At 68.8% G+C, this 17118-nt stretch carries 16 protein-coding genes; 4 read left to right on the forward strand and 12 right to left on the reverse strand.

Annotation, left to right across the window (positions count from 1 at the left end):
- Positions 1–2: 2 nt before the first annotated feature.
- Both NS3_RS18880 and NS3_RS18885 read right to left on the reverse strand, forming a co-directional pair.
- A complete protein-coding gene (locus NS3_RS18880; RefSeq protein ID WP_067861476.1) occupies positions 3–575 on the reverse strand; it encodes an NADPH-dependent FMN reductase in 573 nt (190 codons plus the stop codon).
- Complete coding sequence (locus NS3_RS18885; protein WP_067861478.1) at positions 572–1381, reverse strand: S-methyl-5'-thioadenosine phosphorylase; 810 nt, start codon at positions 1379–1381, stop codon at positions 572–574. The genes NS3_RS18880 and NS3_RS18885 overlap by 4 nt, the downstream gene beginning before the upstream one ends.
- 202 nt (positions 1382–1583) lie before the next feature.
- On the opposite strand from NS3_RS18885, the gene NS3_RS29185 reads away from it, so the two are divergent.
- The 3 genes from NS3_RS29185 (at position 1584) to NS3_RS18900 (ending at position 3550) form a co-directional block, all read left to right on the forward strand.
- Positions 1584–2531 carry an EamA family transporter gene (locus tag NS3_RS29185; protein WP_067861480.1) on the forward strand — a complete coding sequence of 316 codons (948 nt, stop codon included), beginning with the start codon at positions 1584–1586 and terminating at the stop codon, positions 2529–2531.
- Between the two features lie 167 nt (positions 2532–2698).
- The gene (locus tag NS3_RS18895) at positions 2699–2965 is read left to right on the forward strand and encodes a metal-sensitive transcriptional regulator (RefSeq protein WP_067861540.1); all 267 of its coding nucleotides are present in this window, start codon (positions 2699–2701) and stop codon (positions 2963–2965) included.
- A gap of 141 nt (positions 2966–3106) precedes the next feature.
- Positions 3107–3550 carry an Hsp20/alpha crystallin family protein gene (locus NS3_RS18900; protein WP_067861482.1) on the forward strand — a complete coding sequence of 148 codons (444 nt, stop codon included), beginning with the start codon at positions 3107–3109 and terminating at the stop codon, positions 3548–3550.
- Between the two features lie 198 nt (positions 3551–3748).
- Here NS3_RS18900 and truA read toward each other — a convergent pair whose 3' ends face one another.
- From truA to infA, 8 genes are all read right to left on the reverse strand, one after another.
- On the reverse strand, positions 3749–4600 hold the full coding sequence (gene truA / locus NS3_RS18905; protein WP_157101421.1) for a tRNA pseudouridine(38-40) synthase TruA: 852 nt from the start codon (positions 4598–4600) through the stop codon (positions 3749–3751).
- A 16-nt stretch (positions 4601–4616) separates the two neighbouring features.
- On the reverse strand, positions 4617–5138 hold the full coding sequence (gene rplQ, locus NS3_RS18910; RefSeq protein WP_067861484.1) for a 50S ribosomal protein L17: 522 nt from the start codon (positions 5136–5138) through the stop codon (positions 4617–4619).
- Positions 5139–5187: 49 nt separating this feature from the next.
- Positions 5188–6246 carry a DNA-directed RNA polymerase subunit alpha gene (locus tag NS3_RS18915; protein WP_040794580.1) on the reverse strand — a complete coding sequence of 353 codons (1059 nt, stop codon included), beginning with the start codon at positions 6244–6246 and terminating at the stop codon, positions 5188–5190.
- 108 nt (positions 6247–6354) lie between these two features.
- Complete coding sequence (rpsD, locus tag NS3_RS18920; protein ID WP_067861486.1) at positions 6355–6960, reverse strand: 30S ribosomal protein S4; 606 nt, start codon at positions 6958–6960, stop codon at positions 6355–6357.
- 20 nt (positions 6961–6980) lie between these two features.
- Positions 6981–7394 carry a 30S ribosomal protein S11 gene (rpsK, locus tag NS3_RS18925; protein ID WP_067861488.1) on the reverse strand — a complete coding sequence of 138 codons (414 nt, stop codon included), beginning with the start codon at positions 7392–7394 and terminating at the stop codon, positions 6981–6983.
- Between the two features lie 8 nt (positions 7395–7402).
- Positions 7403–7774 (reverse strand): 30S ribosomal protein S13, encoded by a 372-nt coding sequence (gene rpsM / locus NS3_RS18930; RefSeq protein ID WP_040794577.1) that lies wholly within the window; start codon positions 7772–7774, stop codon positions 7403–7405.
- A gap of 219 nt (positions 7775–7993) precedes the next feature.
- A complete protein-coding gene (rpmJ, locus tag NS3_RS28545; RefSeq protein ID WP_025347279.1) occupies positions 7994–8107 on the reverse strand; it encodes a 50S ribosomal protein L36 in 114 nt (37 codons plus the stop codon).
- 157 nt (positions 8108–8264) lie between these two features.
- Positions 8265–8486 (reverse strand): translation initiation factor IF-1, encoded by a 222-nt coding sequence (gene infA / locus NS3_RS18935; protein ID WP_003418601.1) that lies wholly within the window; start codon positions 8484–8486, stop codon positions 8265–8267.
- A 453-nt stretch (positions 8487–8939) separates the two neighbouring features.
- On the opposite strand from infA, the gene NS3_RS30120 reads away from it, so the two are divergent.
- Positions 8940–12314 carry a MinD/ParA family ATP-binding protein gene (locus NS3_RS30120; RefSeq protein ID WP_245649689.1) on the forward strand — a complete coding sequence of 1125 codons (3375 nt, stop codon included), beginning with the start codon at positions 8940–8942 and terminating at the stop codon, positions 12312–12314.
- 80 nt (positions 12315–12394) lie between these two features.
- Here the strand turns inward: NS3_RS30120 and NS3_RS18945 are convergent, their stop codons facing one another.
- Both NS3_RS18945 and eccCa read right to left on the reverse strand, forming a co-directional pair.
- Complete coding sequence (locus tag NS3_RS18945) at positions 12395–12895, reverse strand: DUF4254 domain-containing protein (RefSeq protein WP_067861490.1); 501 nt, start codon at positions 12893–12895, stop codon at positions 12395–12397.
- A gap of 164 nt (positions 12896–13059) precedes the next feature.
- Positions 13060–17115, reverse strand: a complete 4056-nt coding sequence (gene eccCa, locus NS3_RS18950; protein WP_067861492.1) for a type VII secretion protein EccCa — start codon at positions 17113–17115, stop codon at positions 13060–13062.
- Positions 17116–17118: the final 3 nt, after the last annotated feature.

Genomic DNA, 17118 nt, shown 5'->3' on the forward strand with positions numbered 1-17118 from the left:
CGCTAGCCCGGATAGGGCTCGGCGTCTCGCGCGGCGCGCAAAGCCCTTCCCCACCAGGACAATTGGCCGAGCATCCGCTCGGCGGCGTCGATCGCGGCGCCGTCGCGGGTCCGGCCGTCGGCGTCGAACTGCCGCTTGGCCCGGTGGAATCCGACGCTTTCGCGCAGCGACACCATGTGCAGTTCGGCGACCACCTGACGCAGTTGCTCGACCGCGCGCAGCCCGCCCGACATCCCGCCGTAGGACACGAATCCGATGGGCTTGGCTCGCCATTCGTGTTTGGCCGAGTCGAACGCGGTCTTCAACGAGGCCGGATAGCCGTGGTTGTACTCGGAGGTGACCGCGACGAACGCGTCGGCCGCGCCCAACCGGGCCCGGAAGTCCAGGACGTCCGGCGTCTCGGTCAGGTCGGCGGGCAGCGGGGTGTCGAGCAGATCGATGACGCCGGTGTCGAACTCGGGGCGCTCACGCGCGGTCGCCAGGAACCAGTCGGCCACGACCGGCGCGAACCGCTCCGGTCGCACGCTGGCCACGATCACCTCGAGCCGCAACGGTGTGTGCGCGGCCCCGGTCATGGCAGGTCGAACGGCAGCACGACGCCCTCGTGCGGACTGCAGTGCGCGCAGGTCTCGGTACTCTCGACCGCCGCGATCGCCTTGCGGACCACCTCCTTGAACGGCTCGATATTGCGCTTGAACTCGGCGAACACGTCGACCGCGTGCACGCCGTCACCGCTTTCCAGCCCGGCGTCCAGATCGGTAACCAGAGCGATGGCCGAGTAGCACATCTCCAGTTCACGGGCGAGCACCGCTTCCGGGTGGCCGGTCATGTTGACCAGATCCCAGCCCTGCTCGGCGAACCAGCGACTCTCCGCACGAGTGGAGAAGCGCGGCCCCTGCACGACGACCATGGCGCCCCCCGCGCGTAGCGGCAGTTCCTCGACTTCGGCGCCGATCGCGGCGACGCGCAGTTCCGGACAGTAGGGATCGGCGAAGGAGACGTGCACGCCGCCGCCGTCGAAGTAGGTCTGTGCCCGTCCCGACGTGCGGTCCACGATCTGATCCGGCACCGCGACCGTGCCCGGACCCCAGTCCGTACGCAGGCTGCCGACCGCGCACGGCGCGAAGACCCGCCGTACGCCCAGCGAACGCAACGCCCACATATTGGCCAGATACGGCAGCGTGTGCGGGGCGTACTCGTGCTTCTTGCCGTGGCGCGGCACGAACGCGACCGGCCTGCCCGCCACATCACCGACCGCGATGGGCGCGCTCGGCTTGCCGTAGGGGGTGTCGATGTCGATCTCGCGCGTCTCGGCGTCGAAGAAGTCGTAGAACCCGGTGCCGCCGATGACGGCAAGGGCGGGACGGGGAAGCTCGCTCATGGCCGTTGATTCTTCCCGAGCGGCCGGGACGGCCCGCAAGGTGCCCCACCAACGCGCCCACCCCACCGACGGGCCCACCCCGCCGCCCCGCACCGTCGGCTCACCCCACCGCCCGACCGACCTATCTCGTCGCGCATGCTTGTCCACGGCAGAGATGGGATGTCCGAGCCGGCGGCCGAGTTCGAAACGTCGAGGAGGTGCGGTGTCGCGCGCACGTTCCGGGGTGTGGCTGACCGTGGCGAGCGGTCTGGCGTTCGCCAGTTCCGGTCCGCTGGCCAAGTCGGTGCTGGCGGCGCAGTGGTCGCCCGGCGCGATCCTCGCCGTCCGTTTGACCGGCGCGGCCGCGATCGTGCTGGTGGTCGCCGCGCTCGCCGATCCCCGCGAGCTGCGGGAAAGTCCGCGGCATCTGCGCACCATCATCGCCTTCGGCGTCGTCGCGGTGGCGGGTGTCCAGGCCACCTTCTTCCTCTCCCTGCAATATCTGCAGGTGGGCGTCGCGCTCATGATCCAGTTCCTGGCGCCGGTGGTGGTCATCTTCTGGGATTGGGCCGTGCGGCGGCGCAGGCCGAGCGCTCGCACGCTCATCGGCGCCGCGGTCGCGCTCATCGGCGCCGCGCTGGTGATCGATGTCCTCCACAGTGCGGGGCTGAGCGTGGCCGGTCTGGGCTGGGCCGCGTTGTCGATGCTGTGCAATGCGGCGTTCTTCCTGTTGTCGGCGCGCACTTCCGACAACCTGAGCCCGGTGACACTGCTCGGGGCCGGGCTGAGCGTGGCGGCGGTGACGGCATGGGTCCTCGGCCTCGTGACGGTGCTGCCGCTACAGGTCGGGGAGAGCACGGCTGTGATGGCCGAGCGCCCGCTGCCGGTGTGGGTGGCGCTGGCACTGTTGATCGCGGTCAGCACGGTGGTGGCCTACCTGTGCGGAGTGGCCGGTGCCGCACGAATCGGATCGACGCTGATGTCGCTGGTGCTGTTGAGCGAAGTGTTGTTCGCGGTCGTGCTGGCCCGGATACTGCTGGGCGAGGCGATCGCGCCGGTGCAGCTGGCCGGTGGCGTGCTGCTGGTCGGCGGCATCGCGCTGGCTCGTTCCGGAGCGGAACGGCCGGTCGTCGTCCCGGCCGAGACGACACCGAGTTCGCCCACGGCCTGACCAGCGGAAACCCCTGTACCCTCGGGGGGTATGGACCGCCTCATCGGCAGGCCCAGAGCAAGGAGGCAGTGGTGACCATCCCCGACACGACCGACAACCGAGAACCCGCAACGCAGGACCACGCCGCACATGATCACGCGGCCCACGACCATGCGGGGCACGGCTACATCACGAGCAAGGACGACTACCTCAAGCGACTGCGCCGGATCGAGGGCCAGTCCCGCGGCCTGCAGCGCATGGTCGAGGAGGAGAAGTACTGCATCGACATCCTCACCCAGGTCTCGGCGATGACCAAGGCGCTGCAGGCCGTGGCGATGGGCCTGCTCGAGGACCACATCAGTCATTGCGTGGTCGATGCCGCCCGGACAGGCGGCCCCGAGGCGGAGGCGAAGATCAAGGAAGCGACCGACGCCATCGCCCGGTTCGTGCGCTGACCGGCCCATCGAAAAACCGGCAGCGACGACCACGCAGATCTGGCACTCACCATGCGCGAGTGCTAAATTAGATGGTGCACAGCTTCCGGCGCTCGTCAGCCGAGGTGAGCGCCGCAGCGATCGAAATGGGAGGTGATTGCTGTGCTGCGATTCGATCCATTCCATGACATCGACACCGTCGCGCGCCAATTGCTCGGCGAAGGTGCCGGGACCGCACGGGCGCCCCGCTTCATGCCGATGGATCTGTTCAAGGCGGGCGACCACTATGTACTCAACGCCGACCTTCCCGGTGTCGACCCGGGTTCCGTCGACGTCAGCGTGGACAACGGCACGCTGACCCTGCGCGCTCAGCGCAGCCTCCCCAGCGAGGAAGGCGTCCAGTGGATCGCCTCCGAACGCTTCGCGGGCACCTACATGCGCCAGCTGTCGCTGGGAGACAATGTCGACACCGACAGGATCAGCGCCAGCTACAACAACGGCGTGCTCTCGGTGACCATCCCCATCGCCGAACGGGCCAAGCCGCGCCGCATCGAGATCAGCGGCGGCTCCGAGCACAAGACGATCGAGGCGGGCACCGGCAGCTGACCGCCTGACGCCGTCGGGTCCACACGATTATCCATCCAACACATCGCGCGTCGCCGAAGCCGGCGGCGCGCGTTTGTGCTTCCCAGCCCTGCACATCGCGAACCCGAACCGGGCACAGAGGCACGCGAAATCCGGCCCGAGGGCGCCGAGCACAGGGTGGCGGCGCGAGCGAGGATTCGGAACGGGGAACGGCGCGGATCAGTCTCCGCAGCAACCTTCCGCGGTGGGCACGGTTCGCATCTCCCTGGTCTGGACATTGCGGGCCGCCAGATCCGCCTCGGCCGGGTAGTCCACGGCGACGAGACTCAGGCCGTGCGCGGGGGCGACGGTGACCGAGCTCGAGCGCTGGGTTTCCCGCAGCAATCCACCGACCCAGTCCGGCGTGCGTCTCCCCTCTCCCACCGCGAGCACCGCGCCGACCAGGCTGCGCACCATCGACCAGCAGAACGCGTCCGCGCTGACGTGTGCGATCAGCAGATCACCCTGCCGCTCCCAGTCGTAGCGCTGCAGTTCGCGCACCGTCGTCGCGCCTTCGCGCCTGCGGCAGAACGCCGCGAAATCGTGCAACCCCAGCAGTCTTCGCGAGGCCGCGCGCATCGCCTCGAGGTCCACTCCCGGTTTGCACGGGACCACGCTGCGCGCCGCCAGCGGTTCCGCACCGTAGGGCGCGGTGGTCAGCCGGTAGACGTAGTGCCGCCGGACGGCCGAGAACCTCGCGTCGAACTCGGGCGGCGCCACACAGGCGTCCTTGACCCGCACGTCTTTCGGCAGGAACCGGGCCAGCCGGTGCACCAGCTTCGGCCCGTCGAATTCGGCCGCGCTATCGAAATGCGCGACCTGCCCCTCCGCGTGCACGCCCGCATCCGTGCGCCCGGCGACGGTCAGCTGGATCGGCTCGCGCAACACCTTGCTCAACGATTCCTCGAGCACCCCCTGCACGGTGCGCAGCCCGGGCTGCCTGGCCCAGCCGGTGAAATCGGTGCCGTCGTAGGAGATGTCGAGCCGCACGCGAATGAGCCCGCCACCCAGGAGGGCGGCGGGCTCATCCATGGAATCCCGAGTCAGCTCAGGCTTCCTTCTTGTCCTCGGCGGACTCTTCGGCCGGAGCCTCGTCAGCCTTGGTCTCCTCGGCCGGAGCCTCGGTGGTCTCGGCGGTCTCCTCGGCGGGAGCCTCCTCGACCTTCTTGGAGGCGGCCACGCGGCGGGCGCGATCGGCCTCGTTGGTCACGGTCTTCTCCCGGACCAGCTCGATGATCGCCATCGGCGCGTTGTCACCCTTGCGGGGCAGCGTCTTGGTGATGCGGGTGTAGCCACCCTCACGACCCTCGAACGACGGCCCGATCTCGGCGAAGAGCGCGTGCACGACGTCCTTGTTGCGGATCACCTTCAGCACCTCGCGACGGTCGGCGAGAGTGCCGCCCTTCGCCTTGGTGATGAGCTTCTCGGCATAGGGACGCACGGCCTTGGCCTTGGACTCGGTCGTGGTGATCCGGCCGTGCTCGAAGAGCGCCGTCGCCAGATTGGCGAAGATCGCCTTCTGGTGCGACGCCGACCCGCCGAAGCGGGCACCCTTCTTGGGCTTAGGCATTGTTGTTCTCCTGTGGTTTCGGCAAGGCCGGGGTGCCTACCCCAACCGCCTAGAGCTGTTCGGTCTCGGCGTAGTCCTGCTCGCCGCCGTCGTTGTCGCTGAAAGTGCCGCTGTCGCTCCACGTTCCGGTGCTCGCGTCGTAACCCACCACGGAGGACGGGTCGAACGACGCCGGGCTGTCCTTGAGCGAGAGGCCCAGCGCGTGCAGCTTGACCTTCACCTCGTCGATGGACTTCTGGCCGAAGTTGCGGATGTCCAGCAGGTCCGACTCGGTGCGGGCCACCAGCTCGCCCACCGTGTGCACACCCTCGCGCTTGAGGCAGTTGTAGGACCGGACGGTGAGGTCCAGGTCCTCGATCGGCAGACCGAACGAGGCGATGTGATCCGCCTCGGCCGGGGAGGGGCCGATCTCGATGCCTTCGGCTTCGACGTTCAGCTCGCGAGCCAGGCCGAACAGTTCGACCAGGGTCTTGCCCGCCGAGGCGAGCGCGTCCCGCGCGCTGATGGAGTTCTTGGTCTCCACGTCCAGGATGAGCCGGTCGAAGTCGGTGCGCTGCTCGACACGGGTCGCCTCGACCTTGTAGGTCACCTTGAGCACCGGCGAGTAGATCGAGTCCACCGGGATCCGGCCGATCTCCGCACCGGACGCCTTGTTCTGCACGGCGGGCACGTAGCCGCGGCCCCGCTCGACGACGAGCTCGATCTCGAGCTTGCCCTTGTCGTTCAGGGTGGCGATGTGCATGTCCGGGTTGTGCACGACGACTCCGGCAGGCGGCACGATGTCACCGGCGGTGACGGTGCCCGGGCCCTGCTTGCGCACGTACATCGTGACCGGCTCGTCCTCCTCCGAGGACACGACCAGGCCCTTGAGGTTCAGGATGATGTCGGTGACATCTTCCTTCACGCCCGGGACGGTGGTGAACTCGTGCAGAACACCGTCGATGCGGATGCTCGTGACCGCGGCCCCCGGGATCGAGGACAGCAGGGTACGCCGCAGCGAGTTGCCGAGGGTGTAGCCGAAGCCCGGCTCGAGGGGCTCGATGGTGAACTTCGACCGGTTCTCGGCGACGACCTCTTCGGTCAGCGTCGGTCGCTGGGAAATCAGCATGAGGATCTTCCTCCTTCTAGGGCGCCCGCTATTTGACGCCACGTTTCAGGGGTTGTGTGTGGCCGCTCGTCGTCGAACGGCCACACACCAGCGGCACAGCGCGCTGATTTACTTCGAGTAGTACTCGACGATCAGCTGTTCCTGCAGCGGCACATCGATCTGCGCGCGCTCGGGCTCCTGGTGGACCAGGATCCGCAGACGGCCGGGGATCACCTGCAGCCAGCCGGGAACCGGCCGGTCGCCGACGGTCTCGCGAGCCACCTGGAACGGCAGGGTCGGCAGCGACTTCTCCTTGACATCGATGATGTCGTACTGGGAGACGCGGTAGCTGGGCACGTCGACCTTCACGCCGTTGACCAGGAAGTGGCCGTGGCTGACGAGCTGACGGGCCTGACGGCGGGTACGGGCCAGACCGGCGCGGTAGACCACGTTGTCGAGGCGGGTCTCCAGCAGGCGCAGCAGGTTGTCACCCGTCTTGCCCTTCTGGCGGTTGGCCTCTTCGTAGTACCGGCGGAACTGCTTCTCCATGACGCCGTAGGAGAAGCGAGCCTTCTGCTTCTCCTGCAGCTGGAGCAGGTACTCGCTCTCCTTGATCCGCGCGCGGCCGTGCTGGCCGGGCGGGTACGGGCGACGTTCGAACGCCTGGTCACCGCCGACCAAGTCAACACGGAGCCGACGGCTTTTGCGGGTGATAGGGCCTGTGTAACGAGCCATTGTTCGCTATTCCTTTCCCGCTAGACGCGACGCCGCTTGGGCGGACGGCAGCCGTTGTGCGGCTGCGGGGTGACATCGGAGATCGTGCCCACTTCCAGGCCGGCGGCCTGCAGCGAACGGATCGCGGTCTCGCGGCCCGAACCCGGGCCCTTGACGAACACGTCGACCTTCTTGACGCCGTGCTCCTGCGCCTTGCGGGCCGCGTTCTCGGCGGCCAGCTGAGCGGCGAACGGGGTCGACTTGCGCGAACCCTTGAAGCCGACGTGACCCGAGGACGCCCAGGAGATGACGTTGCCACTGGGGTCGGTGATCGACACGATCGTGTTGTTGAACGTGCTCTTGATGTGCGCGTGGCCGTGCGGGACGTTCTTCTTGTCCCTGCGACGCGCCTTCTGGGTCTTCTTCGGGCCCGTAGCCCGACTCTTCGGAGGCATGGGATCCCTTACTTCTTCTTGCCGGCGACGGTCTTCTTCGGACCCTTACGCGTACGCGCGTTGGTCTTGGTGCGCTGGCCGCGCACCGGCAGACCACGGCGGTGCCGCAGACCCTGGTAGCAGCCGATCTCGATCTTGCGACGGATGTCGGCCTGCACCTCACGGCGCAGATCGCCTTCGACCTTGAACTCCGAGGCCTCGATGTAGTCGCGGAGCTTGGTCAGGTCGTCGTCGCTCAGATCCTTCGAACGCAGGTCCGGGCTGACGCCGGTGGCCTCGAGGATCTCCTTGGAGCGGGTACGGCCGATGCCGAAAATGTAGGTCAGCGCGATCTCCATGCGCTTTTCGCGCGGGAGATCGACGCCCATCAGACGTGCCATGGTGGCAGTTCCTTAATTGTTGGCGGAGGTCTGCTCCCTGTCCGTCCCCGCGTCTGTTGAATCGGGGCACCGGCCTCCGTACCGGTGGTTGGCATACACGCCCCAGGTCGTCCTCCTCGGGGGAAGAGCCCGGATTTTCCACAACGTGCAGCTGGAGCTGGGAGTTCTTCTCTGTTGGCCAAGCCGATCAGGCGATCGGTGCCCGGCGGTGGTTCGCGATCAGCCCTGGCGCTGCTTGTGGCGCAGGTTGTCGCAGATCACCATGACCCGCCCGTTACGGCGGATCACCTTGCACTTCTCGCAGATCTTCTTGACGCTCGGCTGAACCTTCACGTCTGTCCAATCTGTTGCGGGTTCACAGGGGTGTGAACACAGTTTTTCCCCAGCCGTCGGCTGGGGAAGTCTCTATACGGGATTCCGGGCGCAACGCATCACTGCGCCGCCGGCCCGGACTCACCCTGCCGCGCCCCGATACATTCGGGGCTCGACCTCACTTGTAGCGGTAAACGATCCGGCCGCGGGACAGGTCGTAGGGCGAGAGCTCGACGACCACCCGGTCCTCGGGGAGGATGCGAATGTAGTGCTGCCGCATCTTCCCGCTGATGTGCGCGAGAACCTTGTGCCCGTTCTCGAGCTCGATCCGGAACATCGCATTGGGCAGCGGTTCGACAACCCGACCCTCGACCTCGATGGCCCCGTCTTTCTTCGCCATGTCCTCCGCGCTCCCGGCCCGGAGGCGGCCGGAGCCGCTCGAACCTGGTTTGTTTGCCTGGTTTGTGTCCGCGTGCTTGCCGTTCGCAGGGATTCTGCTTGGATGTAGTCGTCGGGGGTCACCCGGCGACACACCGAACAGGTGGCACGCAGAACAGTCGGCGCATGGGTGCACCGCCGCTCCAGCTTACCGACCGCTGGACGATCAGGCAAAAGGCCCCCTCCGGCACCACGAGAGGGCAACGCTCCCTGTGCCACCCGGGGCCGAAGCGGTCCCGTAAACTGAACCGGTCCAGGCATCGGTCGAGAAGTTGTATCAGGGGGACGTCGTGAGGCAGCGCAGGGAGCGCGCGACGCTCGGCGGGCACCGGCGGTTTCGAACGACACGACCGACACCGATGGCGGGGGTCCTCGGCGTGGACGACGGCCGTGCGATGCAGAGCGGAGCGCGGTCGTGAGTCGTGTCGACGATGGCCTGCCCATGCTGCCGCCGTGGCTGTCGGAGAGCGATGTCGGCGACAGCTACGACGCCCCGCCCGTCCAGAACCTCCCGCACGACGAACTCATCGACGACGAGCCCGCCCCCAAGCGCAAGAAGCGCCGTTTCTTCGGCGGCCGCGACAAGGACGATCGCGCCCCCGACACCGCCGCACCCGGTGCCGACGATGTCGCCGACGGTAGGCCAACCGGTCCCGGCCCCCGCGAGGCCTGGCCGACGCCGCCCGCCCCCGCCGAGCAGACTCCGCTGGCACCCGAGCCGTTGGCCACACCCCGGCCCGCCCCCGAGGCCGTGGCTTCCCCGCCGGCCGCGCCCACGCAGTCCCCGGCCGAGCATCGTCCGCCCTGGACTTCCGCGCCGGAGAATCAGCTGCCGCTCCGCGCGCCCGAACAAGACACCGGCGCCCGGCTGCCCACCCGACAGCCCACCACCCCGTCGGCAGCCTTCCGCCCCCTCGGCGCCCCCGAGTCGGCTCCCCCGGCGTCCGTGCCCTTCGCGCCGGCTTCGCCACCGCCGCCGGGATCCGCGCCTGCCACGTCGGGATTCACACCGACGCCGGATGTCCAGCGGCCGCCCCTGCCGAACCCCCCGGCCGGCGTACCGCCGCTGCCTCCGCCCCCCTCGGGCGAGCTGCCGGTCCCGCCCCATGCACAGCGACCCACACTGCCCGCGCCCTCCATCGGTACGCCCACCCCCACGTCCCCGGCGCAGGTATCCGGCGATCCGCGCCCGGCGTCCGAGGCGCCGCGGCCGCCGTTGCCGAACCCCTCGATCGGCACCCCCACGCCGACACCGCCACGCGGCTCCGGCGAAATGCCCGCGCCGTCGGAGGCGCTGCGCCGCCCGCCGGTCCCGAATCCCTCGATCGGAACGTCCGCGCCGACGCCTCCTTTCCCTGCGCGTGCATCCGGTGACATGCCCGCACCGCAGGCCCAGGGGCCGGTACCGCCCCATCCTTCGATCGGCACGCCCACCCCGACGCCTCCGCCTGGCGCAGGCGAGGTTCCCGCACCGTCGGAGGCTCTGCGTCCGGCGGGCCCGAATCCCTCGATCGGCACGCCGACCCCGACAATCCCGGGCGGCACCGGCGAAGTACCCGCATCGCCCGAGGCTCTGCGCCCGTCGCTGCCGAACCCGTCGATCGGCGCACCGACGCCGACGCCGCCACACGAGTCCGATGCGCCTCTCCCCTCGGAGAGCCTGCGCTCGCCGTCGTCCGGGGCGCCCGGCGGGGCGACGTCGGCAGCGGCCACCTCCGCACGTCCGCCGCTGCCTGATCCGCCTACGCCAGGCCAGGTCGGCGACCGGTCACCGGATCATCGCTCGTCCGCCGACGCCGACGCTTCCGTGCCGCCGCCGGGATCGCGGAACGCCGACCGGTCACCGGCTCCGAGCGCACCTGTGCCCGGCGCACCGTCGATCCCCGGTCCGCCCGCAGCGCCCACCACACCACCGATCGCGCCGCATCCGCCTGCGGCGGAATCCGAAGCCGGGGGACCGAATTCCGGGCGTCATCGCATGGCGACCGGCGATCACCCGATCGCCGACGGCGATGCGCACGGGCCATCCGGTCCGCCGACGCCGGGGCAGCCGAGTGGTTCACCCGCGAGCCGGGATACCGAGGCGCCCGCCTGGCTCGGCGGCCCCGCCGGTGACGCGCCCGTCGGCGACAGTCCGGTACCCCCGATGCCGCCGGCTGCCTCGGCGTCGCCGGCCGACGACTCGGCCGCGGGCAGGTCCGAACCACCTCGCGACGAACGCTCGCCGTACGCCACGAATCCGGCCGGTCCGGCGGCGCCGGGTACCCACGCACCGGCCGAGAGCGGACCCTCCGCGTACGTACCGGCAGCCGAGACGCCCTACACCGGCTACGGGACGATGGACGGTCAGCCCGCCTACGGTCCCGGCTCGAATCCGGTGTACGGGCTGGAATCTCCGGCGACGGGCGAGCAGCCCTATGGTTCACCGGGTCCGCGCGGCGGGTGGCCGGGGCCCGAAGGTCCGGGCCACAACGGCGCTCCCGCGCCGGGTAGGGGTCCGGGGGCGGACGAGCAGCCCTGGCAGCACGGTGCGCCGCAACAGTCTTCGCATCGCGCGCCGGTGAGCGAGTCGTCCGGTCCCGTCGGATACCGCGACCCGCACACCTTCACCCAGCCCCCGTCCCAGGCGCCGGGCGGCGACCCCCGGATGCCGGGTGAACGCCGTGATCCCCAGGTTTTCGCGCAGCCGGAGCAACCGCCCGCGCCGTCGCCGTATCCACCCCAGCAGCTGCCCGGCCGGCCGGAAGGCATCCCCGCACCGTGGAATACGGGTCCGCAGGGACACCAGGTACAGGGTGCGCCGCCCGCGGCAGGCGGCTCCTGGGGTGCGCCCCCGCACGGTCATCAGCCCGCGCCGGGACCGCATCCGTCCCTGGACGACGTGCCGCTGCGGCGGGCGAAGAAGTCGCCGGGCAGCGGCTGGCGGAAAGCCGTGCACCACATGTCCGGCGGCGCGATCAATCCGGGCATGTCGGCAGAGGAACGACGGCTGCAGGAGCTGGTCGCGCGGATCCGTCAGCCGGTCCGCGGCGACTACCGGATCGCCGTGCTGTCGTTGAAGGGCGGGGTCGGCAAGACCACCACCACGATGGGCCTCGGGTCGATCTTCGCCTCGGTGCGCGGTGACAGGGTGATCGCGGTGGACGCCAACCCCGACTTCGGCACCCTGTCGCAACGGGTGTCGTTGCAGACCCGATCGACCGTGCGCGATCTGCTGCTCGATCCCTCGATCGAACGCTATTCCGACGTCCGCAGGCACACCTCGCAGGCCACCAGCCGATTGGAAGTGCTTGCCAGCGAACGAGATCCAGCTGCCTCGGAGTCGTTCAACGACGAGGAATACCGGGCGGTCGCGCGCATCCTGCAGCGCTTCTACAACATCATCCTGACCGACTGCGGCACCGGCCTGATGCACTCGGCGATGACCGGCGTGCTCGACCTGGCCCATTCGCTGGTGCTGGTCTCCTCGGCGGCCATCGACGGCGCGCGCAGTGCCGCGGCCACTCTGGACTGGTTGTCCCTGCACGGCCACGACCACCTGGTCCGCAATGCCGTCGTGGTGATCAACCTGCCGCGCGAGGGATCACCGAATGTGGGCGTCCAGCAGTTGCGCGAGTACTTCCTCGCCCGCTGCCGCGCCGTGCACATCATTCCCTACGACGCGCATCTGTCCGAGGGCGCCGAGATCGACCTGCACCGGCTGAGCAAGCAGGCCAAACGCGCCTACGTGGAGCTGGCCGCGACGGTGGCCGACGGTTTCGGCGCCGACCACCGGCGATTCCATCACTGACGGCGAGACCGCACCGCACCGCACCGCACCGCACCGCACCGCACCGCACCGAACCGCACCGAACCGCACCGAGGATCGGCTCACCACTCGGGCAGTCGACGGCGGCCCGCGAGCACATCGCGGATCAGATCGTCGTAGGCGTCGGCGATTTCGGCCAGCCGATGCCACGCACCGTGCAGCAGATCGTCGTTCGCCGCGAGAGTCATCAGCGCGTGGTGCGCACGGACCGAAGACTCGGCGATGCGGTCGATCACCGCGCCGACGGTCTCGGTGTGCAGGGTCGCGCCGAGGCGGTGCTGCAGCACATTCCGAGCGACCCAGTCGTCGATCGCCATGACCAGTTCGCTTCTGCGCCGCTCGATCTCGAGCAGCGCGACGGGCTCGGTGTCCGTCGCACCGCCACGTCCCACCAGCCGCTTCTCGTGGAGTACCGCGAGATCACGGGCGAACCAGAGCACCGGCCCGCCGACCACTCGATGCCCGCGGCACGCGCGGACCAGCAGATCGGAGGTGGGTAGCGCCCCCGATTCCGTGGCGCCGTCCGCCGAGTCGGCGCACCAGGGTGCGCCGGGAAGAGCCATTACGACCGTAGATGAATTCGAACCTGCCACGTTGCCTCGCCGTTCATCGCCGCACAACACCGGATCAGGACGCCATCACACTAAACCGCAGTGCCGTGCTGTCAAGCGTTTTCGAGCCCAGCGGCGGCTCGCCGTAAGCAGTTCGTTATCTCGTCCGCCCGTCGTCACAGCGGTGGCAGGTGAGCGATCTGCACCATCTCCTGACCGCGTGAGCGCGAGACGAGCACACCGCGCCCGGGCGGCAGCTTGCTGGGCCGTACATCGCCGATGAGCTTGCCCTCGTCGCGCGGTCCGCTCATGATCAGCGTGTCCACCGACATGTTCTTCATCGTGCCGAGCACGTTGTCGAACAACGCCCGCGAAGCACCGCCGATACGCCGCGTCACGATCAGGTGCAGGCCGATGTCCCGCGCTTGCGGCAGGTACTCCACGAGCGGCACCAGCGGGTTCATGCCGGTGGCGACCATGTCGTAATCGTCGACGACGAGGTAGATTTCCGGCCCCGTCCACCAGCTGCGTTCGCGCAACTGCTGCGGGGTGATGTCGGAACCGGGGATGCGCTGGGACATGTATTTGGCCAGCCCGGTGAGCATCTTGCCCGAGGTCTGCGACGACGTGGAGTATCCGGCCAGGTACTCCTCGGGCACCACACCGAGCATGGTGCGCCGGTAGTCGATGAGGATGATCTTGGCCTGCTCGGGTGTGGAGTTCTCCAGCACACCCATGACGACATTGCGCAGCAGGGTCGTCTTGCCGCTTTCCACATCGGCGAATGCCATGAAGTGCGGCTCGGACCCGAAGTCCATGACCCACGGTTCCAGTTCGTTCTCGCCGAGCCCGATCACAACCTTGGTCGGACCGGGTTTCACATCATGGTCGGCCGCGATCGCCAGCACGTCTGCGCGGCTGATCTCCAGCGGCAGCATGCGCACCTCGGGTGCGCGGCGGTTGCCGTACATCTGGACCAGCTCCTGCTTGGCCTGCGTGACACCGTCTGCGATGGTGGTCGCGTCCGAATCGGAGTCCAGACGCGGCAGCGCGATCAGCATGTGCAGCTGTTCGGGGGTGAGGCCGCGGCCCGGCCTGCCCATCGGCACCAATGCCGCGGTGCGCCTGCCCATCTCGGAGTCGCTCGGGTCGCCGAGGCGAAGCTCGAGCCGGGTGGCTATCTGATCCTTGATCGCCGGGCGAATCTCGCCCCAACGCGAGGCGGTCAAGATCAGGTGGATGCCGTAGGACAGGCCCTGCGCCGCGATCGCGTTGACCTGCGATTCGAGCACGTCGAACTCCTCGCGCATCGCGGCCCAGCCGTCGATCACCAGGAAGACGTCGCCGAACTGGTCGGCGGCCAGCGGATCCCGCGCCTGATCGGCAGGCGTGCCGTTGATCATCCTGGCCTCCACCGAGGCGAACTTGCGGCGCCGGAACTCGGTCATCGACTCGATGCCGAGTTCGGCGAAACGCTCCTCGCGCTGGCGCAGCAGGGTGGTCAGCTCGGCGACCGTGCGGCGCACCCGGTCACTGTCCAGACGACCGGCCACCGAGCCGACGTGCGGAATGCCGGACAGGCCGGACAGACTGCCGCCGCCGAAGTCCAGGCAGTAGAACTGCACCTGCTCGGGGGTGTGCGTGGCGGCGGCCGCCATGACGATGGTGCGTACCGTCGTCGACTTGCCCGACTGCGGGCCGCCGACGATCGCCACGTTGCCCGCCGCCCCCGCCAGTTGCACGGTGAGCACGTCGCGACGCTGTTCGTAGGGCTTGTCGATGATGCCGATCGGCATCCACAGCTGACCGTGTCGGTTCACCGGCGAACGCCAATCCGGCTCCGGCAGCAGCATGTCCACGCTGGGCGACTCGTCCAGCGGCGGCAACCACACCTCGTGCGCCGGACGGCCGTGCCCGGTGAGCCGTTTGACGACCACCTCGAGCAGCGTGTCCGGAAGGCCTTCTTCCCGCATCGGTGTCGTGGGCGGCGGCGGTGGCAGTTCCGGCAGTCCCGGTCGTTCGGCGGCGACCGGCAGCTCCGTGGCGGTGATTTCGACGGGTGCGGCGGTGAACACCGTCGGGCTCTGACCGCCGACGACCTGACCGTCCACCTCGTTGCCGCCACTCGGCGAGACGTACGATCCGGACACGTAGGTGGCGTTGAACCGCAACGGGTCGTCGGCGTCGCTCTTGAGGTATCCGGAGCCCGGCACACCAGGCAGATGGTAGGCATCGGTGATGCCGAGGACGGCGCGGGATTCATTGGCGGAGAACGTGCGCAGGCCGATGCGATAGGACAGGTGTGAGTCCAGGCCACGCAGCTTGTTCTCCTCCAGTCGCTGCGAGGCGAGCAGGAGATGCACGTGCAACGAGCGGCCGAGCCGGCCGATCATCACGAACAGGTCCGCGAAATCCGGTTTCTGCGAGAGGAGCTCGGAGAACTCGTCCACCACGACGAACAACGCGGGCAGCGGGTCGAGCGGTGCGCCCGCGGCCCGAGCCTTCTCGTAGTCGGTGACGTTGGCGAAATTTCCCGCCGAGCGCAGCAGCTCCTGGCGGCGATTCATCTCGCCTGCCAGAGCGTCTTTCATGCGATCGACCATCGAGAGTTCTTCCTCGAGGTTGGTGATCACGGCCGCGACGTGCGGCAGCGGCTCCAGTCCGAGGAAGGTGGCGCCGCCCTTGAAGTCCACCAGCACCAGGTTCAGATAGTCCGGGGAATGCGTGGTGACCAGCGACAGCACCAAGGTGCGCAGGAACTCCGACTTGCCCGACCCGGTGGCGCCGATGCAGAGGCCGTGCGGGCCCATGCCGTTCTCGGCGGATTCCTTGATGTCGATCTCGACCGGTGTGCCGTCCGGGGTGACGCCGATGGGCACCCGCAGCCGCTCGCGCGCTGTGCGCGGCCGCCACACCCGCGCGGGCTCGATCTGGGCGGCGTCGGAGATCTTCAGCAGCGCCATCAGGCCGGGATCGGCGCGGGTCTCGTCGCCGAGGCTGACGATCTGGGCGGCAGTGGCGATCCGGTATCGCGCCACACTACGACCGAACGCCTCGGACTCCGCGACGCTGGTCTCGTCGGCGACAGCGAATTTCTCCACTCCCGCCGCGCTCTTGGCGCTCACATCGCCGTCGGCGACGACCAGTTGCAGGCCTCGCCGCGCGGCGAGGCCGTTCTCCGGCGCGTTCAGGTCGAGCACGGTCACCGCGTCCAGGCCGGACTCGCTGATCAAGCGCTCGCTGCCGTTGACGTAGCCGTCGTCGATGACGACCACCAGGTGCAGCCGTCCCTGTGTCGGCTGTGGATTGCGCATGAAACGGCCACGCTCGAGCAGCTCCTCGTTGAGGGCGGTTTCCAGTTCGCCGAGCGAGCCGTACATCATGCGGGCCGAGCCGATTCCGTCACGGACAGTCGGATGCTGCAGGTGCGGCAGCCATTTCAGCCACGACCAGGTGGGCGCGTCGGGGTCCGCGCAGACGACCGCGACCGCGACGTGGTCGGGTCCGTGAAAGGCGGTGAGTTCCATCAACATCGAACGCACCAGGGTGCGCGCCTGCTCGGCGTCGCCGCCGACGTTGATGGCCGGGAACGCGCGCAACGACACGGCGGTCGGCAGTCGATGCACCACCGAGTGAGTGCGCACGAACCGGCGCAACGCCACCGTGGACACGGGCTCCAGATCCTCGAGCGGCCCGGTCTCGGGACGGGCGAGTTTGGTCGCGAGCCGATGGCTGCCCACGCCCACCCGGACATGTCCGAAATCCGGGTCGTTGGGCCTGCGCTCCCACATCCGCCTGGTGCCGACCACCGAGATCAGGTCCCGCGGTTCGGGATGACTCCACAGCAGCGAGTCCAGCTGCTTCTTCCCGGTGCGGCGCACATCTTTGCGCATCTGATCCAGGTAGCGGAAGTAGTCCTTGCGTTCCTCGTTGAGCTCGGCGGCCGACTTCGAGGTACCGCCCCGGTAGCCCATCATCATGCCGACCATCGACATGATCATCATCATCGGGAACATCATCATCATCGGATTGGCCAGCAGGTTGCGACCCATCATGGCCATCATCGCGATCATGCCGACGACCGCGACGACCATCACGACCGGCATCAGTTTCATCAGCAGTGGCGCGGGCAGCGGCCGGGGAATCTCCGGCGGCGCGTTCAACGCCACCTCGCCGCCCGGCGCGCGCGGCGGCGCGATGCGCGGTCGGCGCACGAAACCTTCGGTGACCATTCG

The organism is Nocardia shimofusensis NBRC 100134 (assembly GCF_001613125.1).
Lineage (GTDB): Bacteria > Actinomycetota > Actinomycetes > Mycobacteriales > Mycobacteriaceae > Nocardia > Nocardia shimofusensis.